General features: G+C 37.1%; 13 protein-coding genes and 1 riboswitch. All 13 genes read left to right on the forward strand.

The window, feature by feature from the left end; genetic code table 11:
- Positions 1 to 27: 27 nt before the first annotated feature.
- On the forward strand, positions 28 to 1071 hold the full coding sequence (gene lpxD, locus LB076_RS08060; RefSeq protein WP_066331670.1) for a UDP-3-O-(3-hydroxymyristoyl)glucosamine N-acyltransferase: 1044 nt from the start codon (positions 28 to 30) through the stop codon (positions 1069 to 1071).
- Positions 1064 to 2449: a bifunctional UDP-3-O-[3-hydroxymyristoyl] N-acetylglucosamine deacetylase/3-hydroxyacyl-ACP dehydratase gene (locus tag LB076_RS08065; RefSeq protein ID WP_066331806.1), complete on the forward strand. Its 1386-nt coding sequence runs from the start codon at positions 1064 to 1066 to the stop codon at positions 2447 to 2449. Before lpxD ends, LB076_RS08065 begins: the two co-directional genes overlap by 8 nt.
- 84 nt (positions 2450 to 2533) lie before the next feature.
- Positions 2534 to 3319, forward strand: coding sequence for an acyl-ACP--UDP-N-acetylglucosamine O-acyltransferase (lpxA, locus tag LB076_RS08070; protein WP_066331668.1), 786 nt, complete (start codon positions 2534 to 2536; stop codon positions 3317 to 3319).
- Positions 3320 to 3366: 47 nt separating this feature from the next.
- The gene (efp, locus tag LB076_RS08075) at positions 3367 to 3933 is read left to right on the forward strand and encodes an elongation factor P (RefSeq protein WP_066331667.1); all 567 of its coding nucleotides are present in this window, start codon (positions 3367 to 3369) and stop codon (positions 3931 to 3933) included.
- Positions 3934 to 3945: 12 nt separating this feature from the next.
- Entirely contained in the window at positions 3946 to 4875 is a 930-nt protein-coding gene (locus tag LB076_RS08080) for a UDP-3-O-(3-hydroxymyristoyl)glucosamine N-acyltransferase (RefSeq protein ID WP_066331665.1), read from the forward strand.
- Between the two features lies 1 nt (position 4876).
- The gene (locus LB076_RS08085; RefSeq protein WP_066331662.1) at positions 4877 to 5239 is read left to right on the forward strand and encodes a hypothetical protein; all 363 of its coding nucleotides are present in this window, start codon (positions 4877 to 4879) and stop codon (positions 5237 to 5239) included.
- Positions 5240 to 5325: 86 nt separating this feature from the next.
- Positions 5326 to 6198, forward strand: a complete 873-nt coding sequence (gene sucD / locus LB076_RS08090; protein WP_066331651.1) for a succinate--CoA ligase subunit alpha — start codon at positions 5326 to 5328, stop codon at positions 6196 to 6198.
- A 208-nt stretch (positions 6199 to 6406) separates the two neighbouring features.
- The gene (locus tag LB076_RS08095) at positions 6407 to 6829 is read left to right on the forward strand and encodes a hypothetical protein (protein ID WP_066331648.1); all 423 of its coding nucleotides are present in this window, start codon (positions 6407 to 6409) and stop codon (positions 6827 to 6829) included.
- Positions 6830 to 6936: 107 nt separating this feature from the next.
- Positions 6937 to 7032, forward strand: a riboswitch (SAM-I-IV-variant riboswitch).
- 55 nt (positions 7033 to 7087) lie between these two features.
- Positions 7088 to 8410 (forward strand): Na+/H+ antiporter NhaC family protein, encoded by a 1323-nt coding sequence (locus LB076_RS08100; protein ID WP_066331647.1) that lies wholly within the window; start codon positions 7088 to 7090, stop codon positions 8408 to 8410.
- A 189-nt stretch (positions 8411 to 8599) separates the two neighbouring features.
- Positions 8600 to 9346: a 3-oxoacyl-[acyl-carrier-protein] reductase gene (gene fabG / locus LB076_RS08105; protein WP_066331645.1), complete on the forward strand. Its 747-nt coding sequence runs from the start codon at positions 8600 to 8602 to the stop codon at positions 9344 to 9346.
- A 72-nt stretch (positions 9347 to 9418) separates the two neighbouring features.
- Positions 9419 to 11446: a hypothetical protein gene (locus LB076_RS08110; protein ID WP_066331643.1), complete on the forward strand. Its 2028-nt coding sequence runs from the start codon at positions 9419 to 9421 to the stop codon at positions 11444 to 11446.
- A gap of 61 nt (positions 11447 to 11507) precedes the next feature.
- Positions 11508 to 12431, forward strand: a complete 924-nt coding sequence (locus LB076_RS08115; protein WP_066331638.1) for a YeiH family protein — start codon at positions 11508 to 11510, stop codon at positions 12429 to 12431.
- Between the two features lie 136 nt (positions 12432 to 12567).
- The gene (locus LB076_RS08120) at positions 12568 to 14322 is read left to right on the forward strand and encodes an alkaline phosphatase D family protein (protein ID WP_066331804.1); all 1755 of its coding nucleotides are present in this window, start codon (positions 12568 to 12570) and stop codon (positions 14320 to 14322) included.
- Positions 14323 to 14348: the final 26 nt, after the last annotated feature.

Below are 14348 nucleotides of genomic sequence, written 5' to 3' on the forward strand. Positions count from 1 at the left end.
ATACCATTAAAAATACAATCTAATAAGATGAAATTTACAGCAGAACAAATAGCCGGGATTTTAGAAGGAGAAGTTGTTGGCAATCCCAAAGCTGAAGTGCAAGAATTGGCAAAAATTGAAGAAGGAAAAGAAGGTTCCCTAACATTTTTGTCGAATCCTAAATACAATCATTACATCTATACCACTCAGGCTACTATAACTATTGTAAATAAAAGCTTTGTACCTGATAGTAAGGTAAATACCACTTTGATAAAAGTAGAAGACGCATATTTATCCTTTTCAAAATTACTAGAATTTTACGATCAAGCCAGAGGTACCAAAAGCGGTATTGAGCAACCATCTGTAATAGCCGAAAATGCAAAATATGGAAAAAATTTGTACCTAGGAAGCTTTAGCTACATAGGATCTAAGGTAGTTATAGGAGATAATGTAAAGATATATCCCAATTGTTTTGTAGGAGATAATGTAATCCTTGGAGATAATGTCACTATTTTTGCTGGTGCCAAAATATATTCGGAAACCAAAATAGGCAACCATTGTACCATACATTCGGGAGCAATAATAGGATCAGACGGGTTTGGTTTTGCACCAAGTTCAGACGGGAGTTACAAAAAAATCCCACAAATAGGCAACGTTATTCTAGAAGACAACGTAGATGTTGGATCTTGCACCACAATAGATCGTGCCACAATGGGATCTACAATTATACGCAAAGGCGTAAAGCTAGACAATCAAATTCAAATAGCTCATAATGTAGAAATAGGCGAAAATACCGTTATTGCCGCCCAAACCGGGATTGCTGGTTCTACCAAAATAGGCAAAAACGGCATGATTGGCGGACAAGTAGGTATCGTAGGGCATTTGACCATTGGAGATAATGTACGCATACAAGCCCAGGCAGGTGTGGTTAGAAATATAAAAGACAATGAAATTTTACAAGGAAGTCCTTCCTTTGGCTACAATGATTTTAGCAAATCATACGTCCATTTTAAGAACTTGCCCAAAATTGTAAACGAAATAAAAGAGTTAAAAAAACAAACATTAAACCAAAAAAATGGAAACAATGGTTAAACAGAAGACCATCAAGACACAAATCTCGTTAACTGGGGTTGGATTGCATACCGGTAAAGAAGTTACAATTACTTTTAAACCAGCTCCAATCAATAATGGTTTTACTTTTGTTAGAGTAGATTTAGAAGGGCACCCAGTAGTAGAGGCAGATGCCAATTATGTAGTTAATACACAAAGAGGTACCAACTTAGAAAAATTAGGCGTAAAGGTACAAACACCCGAACATGTTTTGGCGGCTTTAGTAGGCTGTGACCTAGACAACGTTATCATAGAATTAAATGCGTCCGAATTGCCAATTATGGACGGATCTTCTAAATATTTTGTGGCAGCACTTGAAAATGCTGGTATCGAAGAACAAAACGCAAAACGTAACGTATATGTAGTAAAAGAAGTAATTTCGTATACGGATGAAGCCTCTGGAAGTGAAATACTAATCATGCCAAGTGATACCTATTCTGTAACCACAATGGTAGATTTTGGCACCAAAATATTAGGTACTCAAAACGCAAACCTTAAAAATATTTCGGATTTTAAAACCCAAATAGCAGATTCTAGAACCTTTAGTTTTCTTCATGAGCTCGAAACCTTGTTGGATAACGGTTTGATCAAAGGCGGCGATTTAAACAACGCAATTGTTTATGTAGATAAAGAAATCTCCGAAGCTACCATGGAAAATCTAAAAGTAGCTTTTGGCAAAGAAGCTATTAATGTAAAACCAAATGGAATTCTAGACAACCTAACCTTGCATTATCCTAACGAAGCAGCAAGACATAAATTGCTAGATGTTGTAGGAGATTTAGCTTTGATAGGAACTAAAATTCAAGGAAAAGTCATTGCAAACAAACCAGGGCATTTTGTCAATACTCAGTTTGCCAAAAAAATGGCCAAAATCATTAAAATAGAACAACGTAATTATGTACCCGTTTATGACTTGAATCAAGAGCCATTAATGGATATTCATAAAATCATGGCCGTATTGCCACACCGACCACCATTTTTATTGATTGATCGAATTATCGAAATGTCTGAAACACACGTTGTGGGTATGAAAAACGTAACCATGAACGAAAATTTCTTTGTAGGTCATTTTCCCGAAGCACCCGTAATGCCAGGAGTTTTAATAGTAGAGGCAATGGCACAAACCGGAGGTATTTTAGTGTTAAGTACGGTGCCAGATCCAGAGAATTATTTGACATATTTTATGAAAATTGACAATGTTAAATTTAAGCATAAAGTATTGCCAGGAGATACCTTGATTTTTAAATGTGATTTAATTACCCCTATCCGAAGAGGAATTTGCCACATGCAAGCCAATGCGTATGCCAACGGAAAATTAGTTGCAGAAGCAGAATTAATGGCTCAAATAGCCAAAAAATAATAAAAATTTTAGAATTGTATTAAAGTTTTTTTTAAATAAATTTTAAAGGCTTTTTATAATAAACAGAAACGTAAAAAAAAGCAGATGAATCAACCATTAGCATATGTTCATCCTGGCGCAAAAATCGCCAAAAATGTAGTTATAGAACCATTTACCACCATACATAACAACGTAGTTATTGGTGATGGTACCTGGATTGGTTCTAACGTGACCATCATGGAAGGCGCAAGAATTGGTAAGAATTGTAATATATTTCCAGGTGCCGTAATCTCCGCAGTACCTCAGGATTTAAAATTTGGCGGAGAAGACTCTTTGGCCATCATAGGAGATAATTGCACCATAAGAGAATGCGTAACCATCAATAGAGGCACAATTGCATCCGGACAAACCTTAGTAGGAAACAATTGCTTAATTATGGCAGCGGCGCATATAGCCCACGACTGTCATGTTGGTAACAATGCTATTATTGTAAACGGAGTACTCTTAGGCGGGCACGTAACAATAGGGAACCATGCAGTAATAGGAGGATTAGCAGCAATACACCAATTTATTAGTGTTGGGGATCACGCCATGGTATCCGGTGGATCCTTAGTACGAAAAGACGTACCACCATTTACCAAGGCAGCAAAAGAACCCTTGTCTTATGTAGGGATCAACTCTGTAGGTTTACGAAGACGAGGGTTTACTTCTGAGAAAATAAAAGAAATTCAAGAAATATACCGAATTTTATACCAAAAAAACTACAATGTAACCCAGGCCTTAGGTATTATAGAAGCCGAAATGGAAGCTACTCCAGAGCGAGATGAAATTATAGATTTTATACGAAACTCCTCTCGCGGAGTCATGAAAGGCTATACCGGCAACTATTAATACACACAAAATACACACAACAAATTAATTTAACAAACAACAATAGAATGGCATCTACATCAGATATTAAAAACGGATTATGTATTAAATATAATAATGACATTTATAAAATCATTGAATTTTTGCATGTTAAACCAGGAAAAGGACCTGCTTTTGTAAGAACAAAATTAAGAAGCTTAACCAACGGAAAAGTATTGGATAACACCTTTTCAGCAGGACATAAAATTGAGGAAGTACGGGTAGAAAACCACAAATTTCAATACCTATATCCCGAAGGAGATGATTTTCATTTTATGAATACAGAAACCTTTGAACAAATATCTTTAAACAAAAACATACTAGATTCACCAGGGTTATTAAAAGAAGGAGAAAACGTAATGGTAAGCATCAATACCGAAACGGATTTACCACTTTCTGTAGACATGCCTTCGTCGGTAGTTTTAGAGATCACCTATGCAGAGCCAGGAGTAAAAGGAAACACTGCTACAAATGCCACTAAATCTGCCACCGTAGAAACAGGAGCAATAGTAAACGTGCCTTTGTTTATCAATGAAGGAGACAAAATTAAAATCGACACCACTTCAGGGGCATATATGGAGCGTGTTAAGGAATAATTAAATAATTGTATGAAATTTCCAAAACCCCATTTTTTAAACCAAATTGCAGACTTAATTGGTTGTGCGTATGTTGGTGATGCTAATTTTTCTGTAACCGGGATGAACGAAATTCATGTGGTTGAAAAAGGAGATATTATCTTTGTAGACCATCCAAAATATTACGACAAAGCATTACAGTCTGCCGCTAGTGTTATTTTAATTAATAAAGAAGTTGCCTGTCCAGAAGGAAAAGCATTGTTGGTATCGGAGGATCCATTTAGAGATTTTAATATATTGACCAAACATTTTAGACCCTTTCAAGCCTCTAATGTTGCTATTGCTGCAACAGCTACCATAGGCGAAGGAACCGTGATACAGCCCAACGTATTTATAGGCAACCACGTTCAGATAGGAAAAAATTGTTTACTACACGCCAATGTGTCTCTTTATGATCATACCGTAATAGGAGATAATGTGATTATCCATTCGGGATCTATATTAGGAGCAGATGCTTTTTATTATAAAAAAAGAGCTACGGGTTATGATCCGTTACTTTCAGCAGGACGCGTTGTGGTTAAGAATAATGTAGGTATAGGAGCGCTTTGTACCATTGATAAAGGAGTGACGGGAGACACCACAATTGGTGAAGGAACCAAACTAGACAACCAAGTGCATGTTGGGCATGATACCGTAATAGGAAAAAATTGTTTGATAGCCTCACAAACAGGCATTGCAGGTTGTGTTGTTATAGAAGATGAAGTTACCATTTGGGGGCAAGTAGGTACCACAAGCGGTATCACAATAGGTGCCAAAGCCGTGATTTTAGGACAAACTGGAGTAACCAAATCCGTAGAAGGAGGCAAGTCTTATTTTGGTACACCAATTGAAGAATCTAGAGAAAAGCTCAAACAATTAGCCAATATTAAGAAAATACCAGAAATTCTAACCAAATTAAAGTAATATGACCGTAAAGGAAATAATTCAAAACTTTTATAAATCTGACGCACTAATAGATAGTGAGATAATGAAAGATTTTTTGCATGCAGAGATTTTAATAGATTGGAATAGCAGCAAAGGTTTTTTGCAATTAGATTATAAAGCAGTTTTAGAAATGGCAGACGAACTTGCAAAGGCCTACGTGCGCTCCAAAGTACGTATTAGTCATATTATTTCGGAAGGCGATATGGTTAGCGTGCGGTATTCTCATTATGTTAAAACAATAGAAAACCCAAGAGAAGAGATGCTTTTGGCAAATTTTATAGTACTATGGCAAATTAAAGAAGATAAATTATACCGAGGTTACCTTATGAGTCAATTATCTTAGCATATTTTGACAATAAAAGAGCTCAAAATAATTTCAAAACCGTACTTTTGCATCACAATTTTTAAAAATCACATAAAATATATATCATGAGTGTTTTAGTTAATAAAGATTCCAAAATAATTGTTCAAGGATTTACAGGAAGTGAAGGAACTTTCCATGCTTCTCAAATGATTGAGTACGGTACCAACGTTGTGGGTGGTGTAACTCCAGGAAAAGGAGGGACTACACACTTAGACCGTCCGGTTTTTAACACTGTAAAAGACGCTGTAGTAAACGCAGGAGCAGATACCACTATTATTTTTGTACCACCAGCTTTTGCTGCAGATGCAATTATGGAAGCTGCAGATGCAGGAATTAAAGTAATTATTGCAATTACAGAAGGAATTCCGGTTGCAGATATGATCAAAGCAAATGCTTACGTAAAAGAAAGAAACGCTAGATTAATCGGGCCAAACTGTCCTGGTATCATTACACCTGGAGAAGCTAAAGTAGGTATTATGCCAGGCTTTGTTTTCAAAAAAGGAACTGTAGGTATTGTTTCAAAATCAGGAACATTAACCTATGAAGCTGCAGACCAAGTAGTAAAGCAAGGATTAGGAATCACTACTGCCATTGGTATTGGTGGTGATCCAATTATTGGAACTACTACCAAAGAAGCTGTAGAGTTGTTAATGAACGATCCAGAAACAGAATGTATTGTTATGATTGGTGAAATTGGAGGACAATTAGAAGCCGATGCAGCAAAATGGATCAAAGAAGATGGTAACCGCAAACCAGTAGTAGGTTTTATTGCAGGAGTTACAGCACCAGCTGGACGTACTATGGGACATGCAGGAGCAATTGTAGGTGGAGCAGACGATACCGCTGAGGCTAAAAAACAAATTATGAGAGACAACGGAATTCACGTGGTTGACTCGCCAGCTGAAATTGGTAAAAAAGTAAAAGAAGTTTTAGGATAGTAACCACTATTTTAAATAAAAATAAAAAGAGCCTCACATTTGTGGGGCTTTTTTATTAGAATACAAAATTAAAGAAATACATTTGCAATTAATTAAAATAAGCATCATTTGACGCTTGTTTTATAACAATAGAACCCTGGTTATTTAAACAATAGGCTAATATTTTTGGCTTTTAGAGCTTAAAAACCAATTTAGAAAAATAGTAAATATGTACAAAGAGTTAGAAAAATTTAAAAATAACGATCAATTTTCATTTACACCAGAAGATAGTTTAGAAGAAAAATGCAATGCAACCGATGCAAGCGGCGTGTTTTTGGTTTATGCAGTAGACCAAGAGAAGGAGTTAATTATGGTAGGTTCTACAGGGACCGTACAAAATAACGGCTCTCTAAAAATAAAAAATGGTGGTTTGTATGAAAAAATTGTAAATGGACACCAATTTGCAAAAACAGGCAGAAAATATTCTTGGCCAGCACAAATGAAGTTAGAAAACATTTCTGTTTTGGAAGTAGTGTGGTACCAAACCTTTGACGAAACAACCAAAGGTATTCCAACAGCTGTAGAAGGACAAATTTTACAAAATTTCTTGGATGCCAATGGCAGATTGCCAAGATGGAATGTAGCTTTCTAAACATTTGTTATAGATAGTATAGAGCAAAGCTTTACTTCGGTAAAGCTTTTTTTTATGCTTAAATGGTGTTTTAGGGCCAATTAGTTACAAAAAAGGATTACTTTTGTAGCCGTTATCACGAATCTCTAGGGAGATAGCAACCTGCAGCAACAAGCAAGGTGCTAAAACGATAAGCCAAATTCTTTGGAAAAAACGTTGTTTTATACTTCCTTTATTTTGCTTTTGTTTTCGTCGTAACTTTAATATTAAATTATTTTTATGACTACATTTTTAAAAAAAACAGCAAAGCCTTTGGCCTTACTTCCTTTACTGGTTTTTATTTTTACTTTTTTGGGAGCCGGAATTGTCCTAGATGATTTTTATGCCTTTCCATCGCCTGTGGCTGTATTGGTGGGTATTATTGCGGCTTTTTTGGTGCATCCATTTACTACAGAACAAAAAGTGGCTACGCTGGTAGCGGGTTGTGGGGATAGCAAAATAATAACCATGTGTTTGATTTATCTTTTGGCTGGTGGGTTTGCAGTTGTAAGCAAAGCTATGGGCGGGGTAGATGCGGTGGTTAACTTAGGGATTAATACCATTGCTATTGCGTATTTTCCGTTAGGGATTTTTTTGATAGCTGCTTTTTTGTCTACCGCCACCGGAACTTCTGTGGGGGCAATTGTAGCCTTGGGACCTATTGCGGTGACTCTTGCAGACAAAAGCGGTGCGTCTTTGCCTTTGATCTCGGGTGCTTTGTTGGGCGGTTCTATGTTTGGGGACAATTTGTCGATGATTAGCGATACGACCATTGCTGCCACCCAATCTTTGGGTTGTGCCTTGAAGGATAAGTTTAAAATGAATGTATTTATTGCGTTTCCTGCGGCAGTGTTTACGGTGTTGGTTTTGTTTTATTTGGGTTGGAACTCGGAGTTAACCCCGGTTGTTATTGCTAAAACTAGTTTTGATTGGATGGCAATTGTTCCGTATGTTTTGGTGGTTGTTTTGGCTCTTATGGGCATAAATGTTTTTTTGACCTTGCTTACTGGAACCATTTTGGCGGGGATTATTGGGTATTTTTCGGGTGTTTTCACGGGGATTACTTTTGCGCAAAAGCTCTACGAAGGTTTTACGGGAATGACGGATATTTTTTTGCTTTCGATGCTTACTGGTGGCTTAGCGGCTATGGTGGCTAAAGCCGGTGGTATAGATTATTTGTTGGATCAAATAAAAAAAAGGATTAAAAACAAAAAGTCTGCCCAAACCGGGATTGGGGTTTTGGTAGGTTGTGCTAATTTGGCAATTGCAAATAATACGGTTTCGATTGTTATTACGGGGCCTATTGCTAAGCAAATTAATGAGGAGTATGGTTTGAATAACAAAAAAACGGCAGCTATTTTGGATATTTTTTCGTGTATTGTACAAGGAATTTTGCCTTATGGTGCGCAGGTTTTGCTGATTTTGAGTTTTGCTAACGGAAAAATAGATTTTTTGGACTTAATCTCGAATGCTTGGTACCATCTGTTTTTGTTGGGTTGTACTTTGTTTGCTATTTATAGTTCGTATTGGGATAGAGGTGCTAAAAGGTTCTTTGGGATTTAAAATTGGATTTTATTGGGGCTTATTGATTTTGAAATTTTTTTTAGGAAAGGAATTATTATATATTTGGCAAGTCATTTTTAGCCCTGATAGCAACGGAAATCCTTTTATGTTTTTTCTTTAAAAACATAAAAGATTGTAGTGTATAGCAGGAATAGCTCTAAATAAAAAAAAATAAATTAACTTTTGAATATGAAATTACTAGAAGGGAAAGTAGCCGTTATAACTGGCGCAAGTCGCGGAATTGGAAAAGGAATTGCAGCTGTTTTTGCAAAACATGGCGCAAATGTTGCCTTTACGTATAGCTCCTCTGTGGAGTCTGCGGTGGCATTAGAGAAAGAATTGAATGCGTTGGGAGTTAAGGCCAAGGGCTACCAGTCTAATGCGGCAGATTTTAACCAAGCACAAACTATGGTAGATGCTGTGCTTGCGGAGTTTGGTACGATTGATATTTTAATTAATAATGCGGGTATTACTAAAGATAATTTATTGATGCGCATGTCTGAGGCGGATTTTGACCAGGTTATTGAGGTTAATTTGAAATCAGTTTTTAATATGACTAAAGCGGTTCAAAAAACGTTTTTGAAAAACCGAGCGGGTTCTATTATTAATATGAGTAGTGTTGTTGGGGTCAAAGGGAACGCAGGACAGACTAATTATGCGGCATCTAAGGCTGGGGTTATTGGTTTTACTAAATCGGTTGCTTTGGAGTTGGGGTCTCGTAATATTCGATGTAACGCTATTGCTCCAGGTTTTATTGAAACGGAAATGACAGCTAAATTAAATGAGGATGTGGTAAAAGCATGGCGCGATGGGGTTCCGTTGAAACGCGGTGGTACTACCGAAGATGTGGCTAATGCGTGTTTGTTTTTGGCGTCGGATTTAAGCGCCTACGTAACCGGACAGGTCTTAAATGTAGACGGCGGGATGCTAACGTAATAAATTAGTGTAAATTTGCAGCAAGAACTGGGGATACTTGGTTCTGGATCATTTTTTTAAAATTATATACCAATGACTTTAACTACGGCGCTATTACTTGTTTTTTCGATGTTAGTTGCTGGGATGGTATCGTTTTTTCAGTATTTTTATAAAGCCAAAAACAAATCAAATCTGTATTTGTTTTTGGCTTTTGTGCGTTTTTTGAGTATTTGGAGTGTTTTGGTTCTTTGTATTAATCCAATCCTAAAAACCAATACGGTGGTAAATACGCCACCTGTTTTGGCTGTTGTGTTGGATAATTCTAGTTCTATAGTTGCCATGCAATCGGAAAAAAAAGCGCAGGCTGTGTACCGTAATTTGATTTCTAATAACGCCTTAAAGGCAAAATTTGACATTCAGGGATACCAATTTGATTCGGAGTTTAAGGTTGCGGATACTTTGGATTTTAAGGGCAAGCAAACCAACCTGGCTTTGGTGGCTTCTAATTTGCAAAATAACAACCGCAAATTGACCTATCCTACGGTACTTATAACGGACGGAAACCAAACTACGGGCACGGATTATGAATATAGTTTTGATCTCTCTAATAAAGTGTTTCCGGTTGTTTTGGGAGATACCACTACGGTTGTGGATTTAAAAATAAGCCAGCTAAATGCGAATAAATACGCTTTTTATAAAAATAAATTTCCTGTTGAGGTGTTTTTGAGCTATTCAGGAGACAAAAGTATTGCGGCTAATTTTAAGATCACAAACGGGAATACGGTTGTGAACCAACAGCAGATTTTATTTTCTGAAACTAAAAGAACGGCTATTTTGAACCTGCTTTTGCCTGCGGATAAATTAGGAACAGTGGTCTATAAGGCGGCAATTAGTGCTAATTTAAAAGAAAAGAATACCTACAACAACTACAAGCATTTTGCGGTAGAAGTTTTGGATCAAAAAACAAATATTGCTTTGGTTGCAGGGGGCAATCATCCGGATGTTGGTGCTTTAAAGCGTGCCATTGAGGCGAATGCGCAGCGCAAGGTAACGGTGTTTTCGCCGGAGGCTACAATAGACTTAAAAAAATATACGGTGCTCATTTTGTACCAACCTACAGGGGCTTTTAGAAAGCTAATGGAACAGAATAAGCAAGCCAAAATAAATACCTTTGTACTTACGGGTACGCATACGGATTTTGCGTTTTTGAACCAACAACAACCGTATTTAAATTTTAAGATGGGTGGTCAAAGAGAGGAGTATGCAGCTGTTTTTGATACCGATTTTAATTGGTTTGCAACAGATAATATAGGTTTTGAACGTTTTCCGCCTTTGGAAAACCAGTACGGCACCGTTACAACTAGCGCCAATGTATCGGTGTTGTTGTGGTCCAGAATAAGAGCTATTGCCACCAATGCTCCTTTGCTGGCTTTTGCGGAGAGCCAAGGCAATAGAACGGCTTATTTATTGGGAGAAAACAGTTGGAAGTGGCGGATGCAGAGCCATGTAAACACAGGATCGTATGCTAAATATGATATTTTTGTGGACAAAATAATGCAGTTTTTGGCCTCCAAAGAGTCTAAAAAAGCCCTCGAGGTTACGCACGAACGTTTTTATAACTCTGGGGATCCAATTGAAATTTTGGCGCAGTATTTGGACAAAAATTATGCACTAGATGCTAAAGCAAGGTTGGCCATTGTGGTAACCAACACCAAAAACAAATGGAGTAAAAAGTATGATTTGCTCAAAGCTACCAATGAGTATAAAGTAAATTTAGAAGGCTTGCCTGCCGGAAAGTATACCTTTTCGGTGACAGAATTGCATTCTAAAGCAACGTATTTAGGCCAATTTGAAATCTTGGATTTTGATATTGAAAAACAATTTGTTAATCCGGATGTTTCTAAATTGCGTCGTTTGGCAGCGGCTACCAATGCAAAAGCATATTTTCCGGATCAAACCGAACAACTGATCGCCCAATTACTACAGGATACAAGCTATCAGACGATTCAAAAAACGGTTGTTTCTAAATCTCCATTAATACAATGGTATGTTTTGTTGGTATGGATTATTTTGTTGTTAGCTATAGAGTGGTTGGTCCGAAAATACAACGGCCTTTTGTAAATAAACAGGTTCAGATTGTAACGAATGCTTTTATAAATCACAATTTGAAGGTTTTGTCCAGATGAAAATAGTTTCTATACTTACGTTTATAATTCTTGTTTTGTTTTGTTTGTCAGGGAGTGTTAGTCCGCCTATGGCATTACTCTTGGGTTTGGTAGTTGCTAATGTTACTGGGCATCCATTTTTAGAATACAACCACAAAGTTATTACGGTTTTATTACAGCTTGCAGTAGTGGGACTGGGTTTTGGCATGCAGCTAAGTACGGCTTTTGCAGCAGGAAAAGAAGGTTTTCTATTTACGATTGTATCTATTTTTAGCACTTTGATTTTGGGTTTTTTTATAGGAAAATGGTTTGGTATAGACCATAAAACCTCTCATCTAATCTCTTGTGGTACGGCTATTTGTGGAGGCAGTGCTATTGCTGCTATTGCACCAGTTATCCATTCCAACGAAAAACAGACTTCGGTGGCTTTAGGAGTTATTTTTATTTTAAATTCGGTGGCTTTATTTTTGTTTCCAGCCATTGGGCATGCACTTGCGTTATCTCAAGAGCAATTTGGTTTGTGGTGTGCCATTGCTATACACGATACCAGTTCTGTGGTTGGTGCTGCCAATAAATACGGCATGCAGGCTTTGCAAATAGCCACAACGGTAAAATTGGCAAGAGCTTTATGGATTATTCCGGTTACTTTAATTACTGCCCTATTATTTAAAAACAAAGCAAACAAAATCAAAATACCGTATTTTATTGGCGGTTTTGTACTGGCTATGCTGCTAAATTCCTACTTGCCACAAGTAGCTATTTTTTCTGTGTATATTGTATCTGCTGCCAAGACAGGACTTACGGTAACGCTTTTTTTAATTGGCGCAGGATTGCAGTATCAAAAGCTAAAAACAGTGGGAATAAAACCATTATTACAAGGTGTTTTGTTGTGGGTGATTATTGCTACTGTAGCTTTAGTTGCTGTTAAATTCGGGTATTAAAAAAAGGAGCTTAAATACCAACCCAGTTGCGCCTGTTTGTTTTTAGAACTTAATGCTAAGTTTACTTTTTGGTAAATGCAACATAACCTTATGCGTGCATAGTATTTGTAGTATTGCAAAAAAAAAATACTATAAAATGGAATCAAAATCAAGCCGTCGCTCCTTTCTCAAAAATTCGTTATTGGTAACTGGAGGAATTTTAATTACTCCAACTTTTATAAGTTGTTCCGAAGAGGATCCAGAAATACAAATAGCACCTCCTTTGCAATTGGCAAATTTTAACCAAGGGGTTGCGAGTTTTGATCCTACAGCAAGTAGTGTTATTATTTGGACTCGGTACACGGCAGGCACAGCTGCGGTTGTAAAATTATTTTGGGAAATCAGTACGGACATTGATTTTAAACAAATAGTAAGACAAGGCAATCTAGAAACAGATGCTTCTAGAGATTATACTCTGGCCATTGAAGTACAAGATTTGCCAAGCAATCAGGCTTTTTACTATAGGTTTTACAATCCATTAACGCAAGAGGTATCCGTGATAGGAGAAACCATTACCTTGCCTTTGCAATCTGAGGCGGTTAGTCAATTAAAATTAGCGGTATGCTCTTGTGCAAATTATGCCGCTGGATTGTTTACGGTGTATGCGGCAATGGCAAATTCGGATGTGGATGTTATTATTCATTTAGGAGATTATATTTATGAATATGCTGTGGGAGAGTATGGTACTAACTCTCATACGGCTAGTTTGGGTAGAGAGCATGCTCCAAAACATGAAATTATAACTCTAGCGGATTATAGAAACCGATACAAGCAATACCGAGGCGATGCAGATTTAAAATTAGCACATCAAAAAAAGCCTTTTATAACCGTATGGGATGATCATGAAATTGCTAATGATACCTATAAAAGTGGTGCCGAAAACCACCAAACTACAGAAGGTAGTTTTGCTGTCCGCAAACAAGTTGCCTTACAGGCTTATAGTGAATACATACCCTTAAAAACAGGAAAAGATAGCAGAATTAATAGGGATTTTCACTTCGGAAATCTAGTTTCTTTATACATGTTAGATACCCGTGTAATTGCCCGTGACAAGCAATTGAACTATGGAGATTATTTTACTGCAAACGGAAGTCTGGATGCGGTATCCTTTCAAAAAGATTTATTCCGTACTGACAGACAGTTATTGGGTATGGAACAACTATCTTGGTTGGGTTCTAAAATAAGTTCTAGTAACGCAAAATGGCAAGTATTAGGCCAGCAGGTTTTAATGACCAAAATGCTTATGCCTGCAGAATTATTATTGACCATGACTACTATTCTGGCCGAAATAGACGCTTTAGGGAGTGCTAGACCAGAGACTTTTCAGCAATTTCAAAAAGTAGCCAGTGAATTAGTCGCTATAAAATTGCGAGTTTTGGCAAAAGACCCTTCTCTAACTCCAGCAGAAAAAGCAAGAGTTAGTACCGTTATGCCATATAATTTAGATGCTTGGGATGGGTATCCGGCCGAGAGAGAAAAAGTGTACGCCATGCTCAACGGTAAAAAAATAGTTGCTTTGGCTGGAGATACGCACAATGGCTGGAAAGGCAAATTAAAAGACGCGAGCAACAACACTGTGGGGGTTGAATTTGCTACATCTTCGGTTACATCACCCGGATTAGAAACCTATTTGGGTATAGGAGATGCAGGAGCAAGCATGATAGCTAATTTTCAGGATATTTTAACTATTTTGATTGACGATTTAGACTACACGGATTTATCCAAAAGAGGGTATCTCAAAACCACTTTTACCTCCAGTGAGGTCAAAGCCGAATGGTTTTATGCTTCTTCTGTGTTTGTTCCAAATGGCGGGGTTTTAAATCTTGAAAAAACAGTTGTAGAATCTTTTTAATTTGGGATATATATTTAAAAAAAAAG

The sequence above is a fragment of the Flavobacterium crassostreae genome, from assembly GCF_001831475.1.
Taxonomy (GTDB): domain Bacteria; phylum Bacteroidota; class Bacteroidia; order Flavobacteriales; family Flavobacteriaceae; genus Flavobacterium; species Flavobacterium crassostreae.